The 13,147-nt window shown below is 65.7% G+C and carries 13 protein-coding genes and 1 tRNA gene; 8 read left to right on the plus strand and 6 right to left on the minus strand.

The genetic code is table 11. The features are described 5' to 3' along the window. Positions 1-26: 26 nt before the first annotated feature. The 5 genes from I603_RS00410 to I603_RS00430 all read left to right on the plus strand — a co-directional run bounded on the left by I603_RS00410 (position 27) and on the right by I603_RS00430 (position 3,415). Entirely contained in the window at positions 27-263 is a 237-nt protein-coding gene (locus I603_RS00410) for an acyl carrier protein (protein ID WP_017666217.1), read from the plus strand. 136 nt (positions 264-399) lie between these two features. Then, positions 400-1,659 (plus strand): beta-ketoacyl-ACP synthase II, encoded by a 1,260-nt coding sequence (fabF, locus tag I603_RS00415; protein WP_068861857.1) that lies wholly within the window; start codon positions 400-402, stop codon positions 1,657-1,659. Between the two features lie 4 nt (positions 1,660-1,663). Beyond that, a complete protein-coding gene (gene mltG / locus I603_RS00420; protein WP_068861858.1) occupies positions 1,664-2,629 on the plus strand; it encodes an endolytic transglycosylase MltG in 966 nt (321 codons plus the stop codon). Positions 2,630-2,694: 65 nt separating this feature from the next. Next, entirely contained in the window at positions 2,695-3,225 is a 531-nt protein-coding gene (locus I603_RS00425; protein WP_068861859.1) for a 2'-5' RNA ligase family protein, read from the plus strand. A gap of 113 nt (positions 3,226-3,338) precedes the next feature. After that, positions 3,339-3,415 (plus strand) — tRNA-Met (locus I603_RS00430). 62 nt (positions 3,416-3,477) lie between these two features. On the opposite strand, the gene I603_RS00435 is transcribed toward I603_RS00430, so the two are convergent. The 6 genes from I603_RS00435 to I603_RS00460 are packed head-to-tail and all read right to left on the minus strand — an operon-like array spanning position 3,478 to position 7,080. Next, the gene (locus tag I603_RS00435) at positions 3,478-4,122 is read right to left on the minus strand and encodes an NrsF family protein (protein ID WP_068861860.1); all 645 of its coding nucleotides are present in this window, start codon (positions 4,120-4,122) and stop codon (positions 3,478-3,480) included. 4 nt (positions 4,123-4,126) lie between these two features. Continuing rightward, the gene (locus tag I603_RS00440) at positions 4,127-4,651 is read right to left on the minus strand and encodes a sigma-70 family RNA polymerase sigma factor (protein ID WP_068861861.1); all 525 of its coding nucleotides are present in this window, start codon (positions 4,649-4,651) and stop codon (positions 4,127-4,129) included. After that, positions 4,648-5,106, minus strand: coding sequence for a DoxX family protein (locus tag I603_RS00445; protein ID WP_068861862.1), 459 nt, complete (start codon positions 5,104-5,106; stop codon positions 4,648-4,650). Before I603_RS00445 ends, I603_RS00440 begins: the two co-directional genes overlap by 4 nt. Before the next feature lie 17 nt (positions 5,107-5,123). Continuing rightward, the gene (locus tag I603_RS00450; protein WP_068861863.1) at positions 5,124-5,867 is read right to left on the minus strand and encodes an HvfC/BufC family peptide modification chaperone; all 744 of its coding nucleotides are present in this window, start codon (positions 5,865-5,867) and stop codon (positions 5,124-5,126) included. After that, positions 5,854-6,774: an MNIO family bufferin maturase gene (gene bufB / locus I603_RS00455; protein WP_068861864.1), complete on the minus strand. Its 921-nt coding sequence runs from the start codon at positions 6,772-6,774 to the stop codon at positions 5,854-5,856. Before bufB ends, I603_RS00450 begins: the two co-directional genes overlap by 14 nt. Positions 6,775-6,792: 18 nt before the next feature. Next, positions 6,793-7,080, minus strand: coding sequence for a BufA1 family periplasmic bufferin-type metallophore (locus I603_RS00460; protein ID WP_068861865.1), 288 nt, complete (start codon positions 7,078-7,080; stop codon positions 6,793-6,795). A 299-nt stretch (positions 7,081-7,379) separates the two neighbouring features. On the opposite strand from I603_RS00460, the gene I603_RS00465 reads away from it, so the two are divergent. Genes I603_RS00465 through I603_RS00475 form a run of 3 tightly spaced genes read left to right on the plus strand, consistent with a single transcriptional unit; the run spans position 7,380 to position 13,147 of the window. Next, positions 7,380-8,552, plus strand: a complete 1,173-nt coding sequence (locus I603_RS00465) for an efflux RND transporter periplasmic adaptor subunit (protein ID WP_068861866.1) — start codon at positions 7,380-7,382, stop codon at positions 8,550-8,552. A gap of 3 nt (positions 8,553-8,555) precedes the next feature. After that, complete coding sequence (locus tag I603_RS00470) at positions 8,556-11,726, plus strand: efflux RND transporter permease subunit (protein WP_068861867.1); 3,171 nt, start codon at positions 8,556-8,558, stop codon at positions 11,724-11,726. After that, positions 11,723-13,147 (plus strand): efflux transporter outer membrane subunit, encoded by a 1,425-nt coding sequence (locus I603_RS00475; protein ID WP_068861868.1) that lies wholly within the window; start codon positions 11,723-11,725, stop codon positions 13,145-13,147. The genes I603_RS00470 and I603_RS00475 overlap by 4 nt, the downstream gene beginning before the upstream one ends.

The following is a 13,147-nucleotide window of genomic DNA, read 5'->3' on the forward strand; positions in this document are numbered from 1 at the left end:
CTAACCCCAGTTCAAGAGGGAATACCATGAGCGATACTGCCGATCGGGTGGCAAAGATTGTCGTCGAGCATCTCGGCGTCGAGGCCGACAAGGTCACTCAGGATGCCAGCTTCATCGATGATCTCGGTGCCGACAGCCTCGACATCGTCGAGCTGGTGATGGCTTTCGAAGAGGAATTCGGCGTCGAAATCCCCGACGATGCGGCCGAAAAGATCACCACGGTCGGCGATGCCACCAAGTACATCGAAGAACACAAGGGCTGACAGCCCGCCTCTCCCGTTCGCCCTGAGCTTGTCTAAGGGCCGTTCTTCCTGTTCGCATAGCGTCGGAAGGCAGTGCGGGACTCCGACAGGCTCAGCCCTCACGGGTTGAGCCTGTTGCGCGTTTTGGAGAATGCGAATGCGCCGTGTGGTTGTTACCGGACTTGGCCTCGTCACCCCGCTCGGGGGCGATGTCGAGACGACCTGGGCTAACCTGATCGCTGGCGAGAGTGGGGCGGGCCAGATCACCCGCTTCGATGCCTCGAACCAGAAATGCACCATCGCCTGCGAGGTGAAGGGTAAGGATCACCCCTGGGGCTTCGACCCTGACAAGCGCGTGGATCACAAGATCCAGCGGCAGGTCGATCCCTTCATCGTCTACGGCATCGATGCCGCAGGCCAGGCGCTGGAAGATGCCGGCCTGACCGAGATGACGCAGGCCGAGAAGGAGCGTACCGGCTGTTCGATCGGCTCCGGTATCGGCGGCCTGCCGGGCATCGAGATCGAGAGCGTCAACCTGCACGAACGCGGCCCCGGCCGGGTTTCACCGCACTTCGTTCATGGCCGCCTGATCAACCTCATCACCGGACAGGTGCAGATCAAGTACGGCTTCATGGGCCCGAATCACGCCGTGGTGACGGCCTGCTCGACCGGCGCCCATTCGATCGGTGATGCTGCGCGGATGATCGCGATGGACGATGCCGACGTGATGCTGGCGGGCGGATCGGAAAGCACGATCAACCCGCTGGGGATCGCCGGTTTCGCCCAGGCGCGCGCGCTCAACATGAGCATGAACGACCGCCCGACCGAGGCCAGCCGTCCCTATGACCGCAATCGCGACGGATTCGTGATGGGCGAGGGCGCGGGCGTGGTGGTGCTTGAAGAATACGAGCGGGCCAAGGCACGCGGCGCAAAGATCTATGCCGAAGTCACCGGCTACGGGTTGTCGGGCGACGCCTATCACGTCACCGCCCCGCACCCCGAAGGCAAGGGCGCGGAACTGGCGATGCGCATGGCAATGCGCAAGGCCGGTCTCGGACCGGGCGATATCGACTACATCAACGCCCACGGCACTTCGACCATGGCCGACACCATCGAACTCGCCGCGATCAAGCGCGTCCTGGGCGAGGGTCTGTCGGGTGCATCCATGTCCTCGACCAAGAGCGCGATCGGCCACTTGCTGGGCGGCGCGGGCGCGGTCGAGGCGATCTTCTGCATCCTCGCGATGCGCGACGGGATCGTGCCGCCGACGCTCAACCTGCATGATCCCGACGATGGGACCGAAGGCATCGACCTTGTGCCCCTTAAGGCGCGCAAGCGCGAAGTGCGCGCGGTGCTCAATAACTCCTTCGGCTTCGGCGGCACCAATGCCTCGCTGATCATGCAGAAGGTCGACTGATCCGGTGAGCCGAGCGCGTCTTGCCGTTCTCGGGCTGGTCGCGCTGGCGCTTGCCGGGCTGGTGTTGGCGTGGAGCCTGATGGGCTCGGCCACGATTGCAAAGGACACCAGCTTCACCATCCCCGCGGGCGCTTCGGTCAGCGCGGTGGCCGACAAGCTCGAGTCCGAGGGGCTGATCTCCTCGGCCTCCGGCTTTGTGCTTCAGGCGCGCATCTTCGGCAGCGACGCGCCCATTCAGGCGGGCGAGTTCCTGCTCACCCCCGACATGAGCCAGGGCGACATCCTCGCCGCCTTCCAGTCGGGCGACGTCATCCGCCGCTTCGTCACCGTGCCCGAAGGCATGCCCTCGATCCTCGTGTGGGAACGGCTGATGGCCGAGGAATTGCTGACCGGCGACATCGACGTGCCGCCCGAAGGCTCGATCCTGCCCGACACCTATGATTTCGAACGCGGGCAAAGCCGCAAGGCGCTGGTCGAGCGGATGCAGGCGGCGATGGACAAGGCGCTGGCCGAGGAATGGGCCAAGCGCGGCCCCGGCATCGCGGTTGACACCATGCGCGATGCGCTGATCCTTGCCTCGATCGTCGAGAAGGAGACCGGCAAGCCCGAAGAACGCCGGATGGTCGCCGGGCTCTATTCCAACCGCGTCCGCCAAGGCATGCTGTTGCAGGCCGATCCGACGATCATCTACCCGATCACCAAGGGCAAGCCCTTGGGCCGCCGCATCAAGCAGTCCGAAATCGCCGCAGTCAACGGCTACAACACCTACACCCGTGTCGGCCTACCCGAAGGCCCGATCACCAATCCCGGGCGCGAAAGCATTGCCGCGGTGCTCAATCCGGAGAAAACCAGCGCCCTGTTCATGGTCGCTGACGGAACGGGCGGTCACTGGTTTGCCGAGACACTGGAAGAGCATAACGCCAACGTCGCCAAATGGTATGCGATCCGCCGCGAGCGGGGCGAGATGTAGGCCTACGGAGCGCGGCCAGCAAAAGGGGGAACCGGTTTGCGGTTAGGCCGCGCGACCAGACAAATATGCCGCAGCCTTTCATCCTCACCGCTGTCTTGCCGCCCGACCTCGCGGGATTTGCCGAGGGCCTGCGCCGCGCCCATTATCCGCCCGAGAAGAACCATCTCCACGCGCATGTCACCTTGTTCCACGCCTTCGCGCCCTCGCTGATGGAGGAACTGGCGCGCTATTTGCCGCGGGTGGTGGCCGGGTTCGCTCCGCCGCAGGGGGCGGTGAAAGGCGTGATGGATCTGGGCAAGGGTACCGCGATCGCGCTCCACGCGCCGCAGCTCCTCAGCTTGCGCGCGATCATCGCCGAGCACTTCCACGGCAGCCTGACGAGCCAGGACCTGCACGAACCGCGCCCGCACATCACCATCCAGAACAAGGTGACGAAGCAAGAGGCCCGCGCGCTCCAGGCCAGTCTTCCAGGGGTGCTGGCGCCGTGGATCGCGAAGGGTCCCTTTTCCTTCCCCGCACTGGACCTGCATCTCTATCAGGGCGGCCCGTGGCAGAAGGTCCGGAGCTTTGCCTTTCGCGGGCGCGAGAAACTTTGATGCACCGGCTGCGAGAATGGTTGACCAGCGCCGGAGCGCGCCCTAAATGCGCGCCTCGCGCAGGGAACACCCGGCGCCGAATCCGGCTCGCCCATGCCGCCGGATGCCCATGGGGCGGAGTAGCTCAGCCGGTTAGAGCAGCGGAATCATAATCCGCGTGTCGGGGGTTCGAGTCCCTCCTCCGCTACCATAAATCCGCATGAAATAGCGCGATCTTCCGGAATTGCGGGCCAGGCGTGATCCGGCCGCGGCCTACCAGCGGACCAGTCGCGGCACCAGGCTGCGTCCAATGGCTGCGGCAATCACCACCACAGCACTGTGCCACAGCCCGATATGAACGATGTCGTTGTCCGCACAATGAAGCGAGAAGGCGAAGATGCCCAGGCTTCCGGCTGCGATGCCGCTCAACAGTCCGGCGCGTTCGGGCGAAGTTGGCGCGCCCTTGCGCAGCCAGGCGACGAGCACCGTAAAGACCAGCAAGGATGCAGCGCCGCCGATGGTCAGGCAGTCGAGGCCATGGGCGATGCTGGCGCGCGACAAGGGATCGCTGGCCCCCGCCATGGCGACGATCAGCGCGGCCACCGGGAGCAGTCCCGCCATCGCTGCCGCCCACACCCAGCCGCCATGATCATTGCCGACCTGCGGCCGGCTCATGACGATCACGGTTGCCGCTGCCGCTATGCCGAGCACCAGAAACAGGCCGGCGGAAAGCAGGAAGACCGGATCGACCTTGCCTGCGAACAGATCGGGGCGCACACCCATGGTCACCGCGATCCCGGCTGCCGAAACGCCGGCGGCCGCAAGCGTATAGCCCAGTCCCCGTGTGAAGCTCAGCGGCTTCACCGGTTCGAGGTTGCCAACAAGTTCGGCGATCAGATCATTTGCAGGGGAGGTCATTCTATCATGCTTTCTCGACCATGGCGGCCAGCTTCTTCAGGCCGCGGTGGATGTTCACTTTGACGAGGGATTCGCTTTGCCCGGTCTTCTGCGAGGCTTGCGCGATGCTAAGTCCCTCGATCTTCACCAGCGATATCGCGCGCGCCTGCGGTTCGGGCAAGGTGCCCAGCAGCCGGTCGATGCTGATCCGGGCGGTGATGGCGGGCTCATCATCGTTGCCGATGATTTCCTCTTCCAGCTCGCATTCATCCGCACGGTAGAGGCGCCGCAGGTGATCGACCCAGCGATAGCGCGCGATTGCTGCCAGCCAGGGCAGGAATGGTCGCGAAGGATCCCATGTCGCCAGCTTGTTGTGCAGCGCCATCAGCGTCTCCTGCACCAGATCGTCGAGCTGCGAAGGGGCGATCCGGCGCGCGAAATATCGGCGCAGCCAGCGCTGGCATTCGGCCAGCAGCGTGGCATAGGCCTGCCGGTCGCCCTTTTGCGACATCGCCATCAACCGGGCGAGCGAGGCTTCGTCCGCTCTCATTGCGCGCGCATTTTCAGCATGGCAGCGTCCAGCGAGAAAATCCCCCCTCCGCGGATGATCAGTATCAGCGCCAGTGCCGCCCAGAGCGAATGCACCGGCCACCAGGCTTCGGGATAGACGAAAAACTGGATCACCAACGTCATCCCCAGCAGCGCCAATGCCGACATCCGCGTGAACAGGCCAAGCACCAGCAGGATCGGGAACAGGTGCTCCGATACGGTCGCCAGCACTGCCGCCAGATCGCTCGGCAACGGGACGCCGGCATATTCATCGGCAAACAGATAATAGGTTGTGTCGCTGATCGAAAGCCAGGTGCCTTCTTCGACCTTGGTCCGGCCCGAGCGCCAGAACACGCCGGCCAGCGCGATCCGGGTGAGCAGCAGTGTCAGGCTGAACATCCGTGGGCCGGATATCGCAGCAGTCGCCCGGTCATAGATGGAAAAGATGGCCTTCACGCTTGTTCCCCTGTCTCTCAGGCCCGCACCAGCGCGCCTGCATTGATGAGCGCAACCAGCGCCTGCATGTTCGCATCGGCCTGCTGTTCCTCGTCACCGGGATGTTCGCCGGTCAGCGCCAGAAGGTTACCGATCGTCTGCGGATTATGGGCAAGGGCCAGGATGCGGACCATTTCGAGGCTCGCCGCCGATATCAGCACCTCCGCGTGCGGCCGCACCAGCAGGACCGCTTCGGCGTGCTCCAGTTCCGGCACGTCACTCGCCAGAAGTGCCCGCACCGGCGGTGCAAGGGGCTCGGCCCTGGCGGATGGATGAGCGGCGAGCGTCACTTCCAGCAGGGCCTCGGGCGCATGTCCGGCCAGTGCAGTCAGGGCCAGCGGCTCGGCATCGGCCGCGTGATAGGCCTCCAGCCACAGCCACTCGAACCGCGCCAGTCCGGCAGCGCCGACCGCTTCGCCTTGCCCGGCCAGAAAGGCATCGAAGCCTGTGCCGATCATCGCCAGCGGCTGCCCCGTGACTCCGGGCTGTTCGAGGAACAGGCGAGAAAGGCGGTTGAATGCATCATGGCCGATCACTGCGCGGGTGCGCACGAACGTCTCCTCCAGTGCCACGAGCCGGGCGTGGGAGATCGTGTTGGCATGCACCTTCATGCCGGCCAACACCCGTTCCCGAGAGCCGCTGAACAGATTGTCGGGAAGGTGCGCCGGACCGTGATCAAGCGCCATCATCATGGCGCGTTCGCCGCCGTCAAGCCAAGGCATGAGACCGCCCCTGCAAGGCTTGCCGTCGGCGGGCCGCGCGGTTCATGATCGCACCGGCAACCCCGGCTTCGGTCATCAGCACGTCGAACGCAGGGACGTTGGTGTCCCATTCGATCAGCACCGGCCGTGGCCCGGCGCGTTCGATGAAGCGTGAAAACAGCCGCCAGGTTTCGTCCGACACCTTCGATCCGTGATCGTCTATCAGCAGCGGGCCGAGCGCGTGCTCTTCGGCGGCGTGGCCCGCAAGGTGGATCTCGCCGACCAGCGCCGGATCGATCGCATCGATCATGGCATCGGCATCCAGCCCGCAATTGGTCGCCGTCACTTCGATATTGTTGATGTCGAGCAGCAGGCCGCACCCCGTCCGGGCGCACAGGGCGTGGAGGAATTCGGCTTCGTGCATCGTGTCGCCTCTGAAGGCGAGGTAGCGCGAGGGGTTCTCGATCAGCATGGTGCGCCCCAGCCGGTCCTGCACCCGCGCGACTTGTGCCGAAAAGTGATCCAGCACTTCGGCGGTATAGGGCACCGGCAGCAGATCGGGATAGCGATTGCTGGCGCTGCCGCTCCAGCTCAGGTGATCGGACACCATCGCCGGGGCATAGCGATCGCACAGCGCCACGAGCTGCTCCAGCTCTTCAAGGTTCACCCCCTCGCAGCTGCCGAGCGACAGGCCGACCGAATGGAAGCTGATCGGCGCGACCTCGGCAAAGGCGGTCAGCCAGCGATGCGGCGGGCCGCCTGCGCCGAAATAGTTCTGGGGATGCACCTCGAACCAGTGCGGCGTTTCATCAGGGACGACGATGCTGGCCGACACGGCTTCAAGCGCTTGCGCATAGTGCTGCGGCTTGAGGCTCACCCCGGCGTTGGGGGGCAGGGAGACCTGCGGGATGTTTGTGTCGGCCAGCATCGGATTTGGCAGACTGGGTCAGTTCTTCTGCGGAACGGGCTTGGCGTTGCCCTTCTTGGCGGCGAGCGAGCCGCCCATCTTCACGCATTCGCCCTTGCCGACATACTTCCAGGCATTGCCCTGATAGTCGACGGTCGAAGTTCCGGCACAGCTGGTGCCCGGCCCGGCGGCGCAGTCATTCTTGCCCTTGAGCGCAACGCCGTAGCACTTTTCCTTGGCACCCGAGCTTTGGGCAACCGCCGGGGAAGTGGCGAGCAGGGAAGCGGCAGCCAGCGAGGCAGCGGCGAGTGCGAGAGTCGATTTCATGATCCGTCCTTTCCAATTCAGGCGTGGGCCTTGCTGGCTCACACCGGCTTGTTCGGATGGTCTTCCGGCGCGGTTACATCGGCTCTTGCGATTTCCCGCGACCGGGCGCGGCAGGCCGGAATGTTTCCCGTGAAACAGTGTCTTGAAAGGGGTTGAAAAAGACTCTGACATGGGGGAACCTCGCCCCGAGACCGCCCTGAAGGCCGCGTGAAGCGGGGCAAGGCGGGCGCAAGACGCATCTACGGGGGACAACGTCGGCATTGCCCGAATGGCAGGCCCGGCGCGGAGTGAGGAGCGACATGGGCAAACCGGGGGGATCACGCTTTGCGCTGCGTCTGGCCGCGCTGGGCTTTGCAGGAGCCTTGCTGGCCGGTTGCGGGGGCGAGACGCCGCCTGCCCCTCCGCCCATGCCGGTCGAGGTGGTCAAGGCCGCCGCGCAGGACACCCCGCTCTATTCCGAATATATCGGCGATATCCGTGCCGGTAGCGAGGTTGCGGTATTCCCGCGCATCGGCGGTGTCGTGCTGCGCCGTGCCTTCACCGAAGGATCCATGGTCCGGCAGGGCCAGCTATTGTTCGAGATCGAGGCGCGCGAATATGTCTCGGCGCGTGACGTGGCGCTCGCCAATGTCGCGGCTGCCGAGGCGCAGGCGGCGCGCGCGGGCGAGGATGTGGCGCGCTACGGCCCGCTGGTTGCCGAGGATGCGATCGCGCAGCAGGTCTATGACAACGCCATCGCCACCGCCAAGGCCGCCGATGCACAGGTCAAGGCCACCCGCGCGGCGCTGCGCAATGCCGAGATTACGCTGGGCTACGGACAGGTGCGCGCGCCGATCTCGGGCCGGATCGGCAAGGCTTCGGTCAGTGTCGGCCAGCTGGTCGCGCCGGGCGGGGTGGAACTGGCGCGGATTTCCGATGCCGGCCGCATCGAGGTCTATTTCAGCCCTAGCGAAGAAGAACTGCTGAGCTTTGCGCGTCTTTCTCCGCAGGAGAAGGCCGATGCGCAGACCGGCATCAAGCTGGTGCTGGCCGATGGCACGGTGCTGCCGCAGGACGGCACCATCGACTTTGCCGATCGCGCGGTCGATCCCACCACCGGCTCCTATCGCCTGCGCGCGGTGTTCCCCAATCCCGGCGGGCAGGTGCTGCCCGGCCAGTTCGGGCGGGTGCAGATCAAGGTGCAGACAAGGAAGGGCGCTGTGGTCGTGCCCGATCGCGCGGTGATGGAACAGTTCGGCACCTATTTCGTGATGGTCGTGGGCAAGGACAACAAGACCGAGCAGCGCCGGGTCACGGTCGGAACGCAAGCCGCGGGCCAGTGGATCATCGAGGACGGATTGAAACCCGGCGAGGCGGTGGTGGTGGAAGGGCTCGCCAAGGTGCGTCCGGGCATGGTGGTGCAGCCGCTGCCGCAGGGCGGTTCCAAGGCCTATGCGCAAGAGGCGATGAAGAAAGCGGCAGGGAAGCAATAGGCCGTGGCGCGCTTCTTCATCGATCGCCCGGTCTTCGCCATCGTCATCGCGCTGATCCTGTCGCTGGCGGGCGTTCTGTCGCTGACGGGCCTGCCGGTCGCGCAGTATCCCGAAATCGCCCCGCCGACGGTGCGCATCACCTCGCTCTATCCCGGCGCGAGCGCGCTTGTGGTCGAGGACGGGGTCACGGCGCCGCTGGATTCGCAGATCAACGGCGTTACCGGCATGAAGTCGATCAAGGCCGTCTCCAGCGCCGACGGTTCCTCGGTCGTGACGGTGCAGTTCAGCCTCGAAACCGATCCCGATATCGCCGCGGTCGAGACCCAGAACCGCGTCAGCCAGGTGCTTCCGCAGCTTCCTGCCGAGGTCAACAATATCGGCGTCACCGTGCGCAAGGCTTCCTCCGACACGCTGATGTATGTCGCCTTTCATTCGCCCGGCGGGGCCTATGACCGGACCTTCATCAGCAATTATCTCGACAACCTGATCGTCGATGACCTGAAGCGCGTGCAGGGCGTGGGCGATGTTGCGGTCTATGGCTCGCCCTTTGCGATGCGGGTCTGGCTCAAGCCCGACCGGCTCGCCGCGCTCGGCCTCACCCCGATGGATGTGGTTGCCGCAGTGCGCGAACAGAACGCACAGGCGGCTCCCGGCGCGGTCGGCCAGCCGCCTACGGCCACTCCCAGCGGGTTCCAGTACAGCCTCGAATTGCAGGGCCGGATCAACGACGCAAGCCAGTTCGAAAACATCGTGCTCCGCACCGGGCCGGACGGTTCGCAGGTGCGCATCCGCGATGTCGCGCGGGTGGAACTGGGCGCGAAAGGCTATGCGCAGGAGGCGAGCCTCAACGGCAAGCCCGCCGCGGCGATCGGCGTGGCCCTGTCACCGGGCGCGAACGCGATGGCCACAGCAGAGGAGCTGAAAGCGCGGCTGGAAGACATGAAGGCGAGCTTCCCGCCCGATTTCGATTACGAAATCGTCTACGACAGCTCCACCTTCGTCGAGGAATCGATCACCGAGGTGCAGCATACCTTGCGCGATGCGCTGATCCTGGTGTTGCTGGTGGTGTTCGTGTTCCTGCAATCCTGGCGCGCCACCCTGATCCCGATGCTGGCCGTGCCGGTATCCCTGCTGGCAACGCTGATTGCCTATCAGGCGCTGGGCTTTTCGATCAACACGCTGTCGCTGTTCGGCATGGTGCTGGCGATCGGGATCGTGGTCGACGATGCGATCGTGGTGGTCGAGATGGTCGAGCACAAGATGCTCCATGAACGCCTCTCGCCGGTCGAGGCTACCCGCCTGGCGATGGACGAGGTGTCCGCGCCGATTGTCGCAACGACGCTGGTGGTGGCTGCGGTGTTCGTGCCGATGGCCTTCATCCCGGGCGTGAGCGGGCAGCTTTACAAGCAGTTCGCGCTGACGATCGCGGTCTCGACGCTGTTTTCCTCGGTGGTGGCGCTGACTTTGACCCCGGCGCTGTGCGCGCTGCTGCTCAAGCCCCGGCCGGAAGAACCCGGCACCGGCTGGCTCGACCGCTTCTTTGCCCGCTTCAATGCGTGGTTCGACCGGATGACCGAGAAATATGGTCGTTTCATCGGCATGACCACCTCCAGCCTGAAACGTGTGGCGGTGTTCCTGCTGCTGGCGATCGGCGGCGTCGTGCTGCTGTTCCGGGTGACGCCGACCGGCTTTGTCCCTGACGAGGACGTGGGTGCGGTGTTCGTGCAGGCGCTGCTGCCTGAAGCCTCGAACAGCCAGCGCACCAATGAAGTGCTGAAAGATTTCTCGGGCAAGCTGGGCGCGCTGCCCGGGGTGGAATCGGTGATGGCGATTTCCGGTTTCGACGTCCTGTCCGGCACCGCCACGCCGAGCGCGGGGCTGATGGTCGCCAAGCTTGCGCCGTGGCACGAACGCGGGGCGGAGACTTCTGCCGCGGCGACGATCCAGAAGGCCAACATGCTGGGCTATATCACCCCGCAGGCGATGATCTTCGGCTTCGGTCCGCCCGCGCTGCCGGGCTTCGGCGCATCATCGGGCTTTTCGATGATGCTGCAGGCGCGCGCGGGCCAATCCAGCCAGGATCTCGCGGACATGACCCGCGCCTTCATCGCCGAGGCGAGCCAGCAGCCGGAAATCGGGCGCATTTCCTCCAGCTTCAACGCGGGCACGCCGAACTACCAGCTGACCGTCGACCGCGAGCGGGCCAAGCAATTGGGCCTTGCGCTCACCGATGTCTACCAGACCCTGCAAATCCTGCTCGGCGGGTCGCAGGTCAACGACTTCACCCGCTACGGCAAGAACTACAAGGTGATGCTGCAATCCGATGCGACCTATCGCGAGGATATTGCCGCGCTGGGCCTGATCAACGTGAAGAGCCGCACCACCGGGCAGATGGTGCCGCTTTCCGCCGTGGTCAGCATCGAGAAGGGCGCCGCGCCGCGCTTTACCAGCCGCTACAACCTCTACGGTTCGGCCGACATCACCGGAGCGCCCGCGCCCGGCTATTCCTCGGGCGAGGCGCTGGCCGCGCTCGAACGCACCGCGGCCAAGGTGCTGCCGGCAGGCTATGGCTATGAATGGGCGGGCGTCACGCGCGAAGAGGTCGAGACCGGCAATGCCGCCGCGGTGGTGATGGCGCTGTCGGTGCTGGTGGTGTTCCTGTTCCTCGCCGCGCTTTACGAAAGCTGGTCGATCCCCGTCGCGGTGTTGCTCGCCGTGCCGTTCGGAGTGCTGGGGGCCTTGCTTGCGCTGATGCTGCGCGGGCTCGATTTCAACGTCTACGGTCAGATCGGGGTGGTGACGCTGGTCGGCCTGTCGGCCAAGAACGCGATCCTGATCGTCGAGTTTGCCAAGGCCAACCGCGAGGCGGGGATGGGCATTGCCGAAGCCGCGCGCGATGCCGCTGTGCAGCGCCTGCGCCCGATCCTGATGACCAGCTTCGCCTTCATCCTTGGCGTGGTGCCGCTGCTGATCGCCTCGGGAGCAGGGGCGGCGTCGAAGCAATCTGTGGGGACGGTGGTGTTCGGCGGGATGCTGGTTTCGACCGTGCTGGCGGTGCTGGTGGTTCCGGCGCTTTATGCCATCGTCCAGACCCTGACGGAACGCTACGCCGGCCCGCCCAAGACAGTTTCGAAACCGTCAACGGCAGGCGAAGCGGCGGAGCAACCGGCATGAGAGCGGCGCTGCTGAAGGCCGGGGCGCTGGCCGCGCTGGCGGCCGCGCTGCCGGGCTGCACGATTGTCGGGCGCGACTATGACCGGCCCGGCTTGGCGCTGCCCGGACGCCACGCCGTCGCGATCGATGCCGGGACCGCAGGCTCGGCCGCGAACCTGCCCTGGTTCGCGCTCTACGGCGATCCCGAACTGCGCCCGCTGATCGAGGAGGCGCTCGCCAACAATCTCGACCTCCAGCAGGCCTACGCCCGGATCGAGGAATCGCGCGCCCGGCTGCTGGTGGCGCGGAGCCGCTTCTTCCCGACGCTCGACGGCGCGCTGCAGACCGCGCCCCAGCCGCAGGGCAATGCCAATGACGGGGTGTTCACCCTCGGCCTCGTGCTGAACTGGGAGATCGACCTGTTCGGCAAGCTGCGCCGCCAGAACGAGGCTGCGCGCGCCCAATTGCTCGCCAGCGAGGCGGGGCAGGCCGCAATCGTCACCGTGCTGGTGCAGCAGGTGGCAACCACCTGGCTGACGATCCGCGAATTGCAGGCGGAAGAAGCGATCCTCGAACGCAATATCGCGCTCCAGCAGAAGAGCCTCGAACTGGTGCAGCTGCTCCACCGCCAGGGCGTGGTGTCGGACAGCGAGGAACAGCAGGCCCGCGCCCAGGTCGCCGGCACGCGCGCACTCCTGCCCCAGATCCGGCAGGCGCGGCTGGTCACCGAGAACCTGCTCGCGGTGCTGCTCGGGCGCTATCCCTCGCCCATGGAGCTTGCGCCCTTCGATGCGGCGGCGCAGGCGCGCGGCATCGGGGCCTATGATCTTCCCCTCGGCGTGCCGAGCGAACTGCTCGCGCGGCGGCCCGATGTGATTATCGCCGAACAGGCGCTCGCCGCCGCGACCGCCAACGAGGGCGTTGCCATTGCCAACCGCTTTCCCTTCCCGACCATCGGCTTCGGTGCGCTGTTCGGGCGCAGCGCTACCGAACTGGGTTCGCTGTTCGACGGCGGTCAATCGGCCGATATCAATTCATGGGGGCCGCAGGTGGGCTTGCCGATCCTCAATGTCGGGCGCGATCTCGGCAATGTGCGGGCCGCGCGGGCGCAGACGAAACAGGCGCTGATCGGCTATCGCCGCGCGGTGCAGGCAGCCCTGTTTGACGTCAATGCCGCAAGCTACGCCTATCGCGCGGCAGATGAACAACTGGCCCCGCTCGCCGAGCAGGCGCAGGCGGCGGCGCGCACGCTTTACTTGCAGGAGCTGCGTTTCAAGGGCGGGGTGGTGAATTACCTCTCGGTGCTTGATGCCCAGCGTCTGGTCCTGTCGAGCGAGCTGGCGCTCGCCCGCGCGCGGCTGGCGCGCGATCTTGCATTTGTCGATCTCTACCAGGCATTGGGCGGCGGCTGGAACCCCGATGCGCCGCTTCCGGGCGAGTGA

Origin of the sequence: Erythrobacter dokdonensis DSW-74 (assembly GCF_001677335.1) — a bacterium.
Classification (GTDB): Bacteria; Pseudomonadota; Alphaproteobacteria; order Sphingomonadales; family Sphingomonadaceae; genus Erythrobacter; species Erythrobacter dokdonensis.

Coding starts and splice junctions, on each gene's coding strand:
- fabF (WP_068861857.1), top strand. CDS start 400: ATGCGCCGTGTGGTTGTTACCGGACTTGGCCTCGTCACCCCGCTCGGG.
- I603_RS00410 (WP_017666217.1), top strand. CDS start 27: ATGAGCGATACTGCCGATCGGGTGGCAAAGATTGTCGTCGAGCATCTC.
- bufB (WP_068861864.1), bottom strand. CDS start 6,774: ATGCTGGCCGACACAAACATCCCGCAGGTCTCCCTGCCCCCCAACGCC.
- I603_RS00460 (WP_068861865.1), bottom strand. CDS start 7,080: ATGAAATCGACTCTCGCACTCGCCGCTGCCTCGCTGGCTGCCGCTTCC.
- I603_RS00475 (WP_068861868.1), top strand. CDS start 11,723: ATGAGAGCGGCGCTGCTGAAGGCCGGGGCGCTGGCCGCGCTGGCGGCC.
- I603_RS00435 (WP_068861860.1), bottom strand. CDS start 4,122: ATGACCTCCCCTGCAAATGATCTGATCGCCGAACTTGTTGGCAACCTC.
- I603_RS00465 (WP_068861866.1), top strand. CDS start 7,380: ATGGGCAAACCGGGGGGATCACGCTTTGCGCTGCGTCTGGCCGCGCTG.
- I603_RS00425 (WP_068861859.1), top strand. CDS start 2,695: ATGCCGCAGCCTTTCATCCTCACCGCTGTCTTGCCGCCCGACCTCGCG.
- I603_RS00450 (WP_068861863.1), bottom strand. CDS start 5,867: ATGCCTTGGCTTGACGGCGGCGAACGCGCCATGATGATGGCGCTTGAT.
- I603_RS00440 (WP_068861861.1), bottom strand. CDS start 4,651: ATGAGAGCGGACGAAGCCTCGCTCGCCCGGTTGATGGCGATGTCGCAA.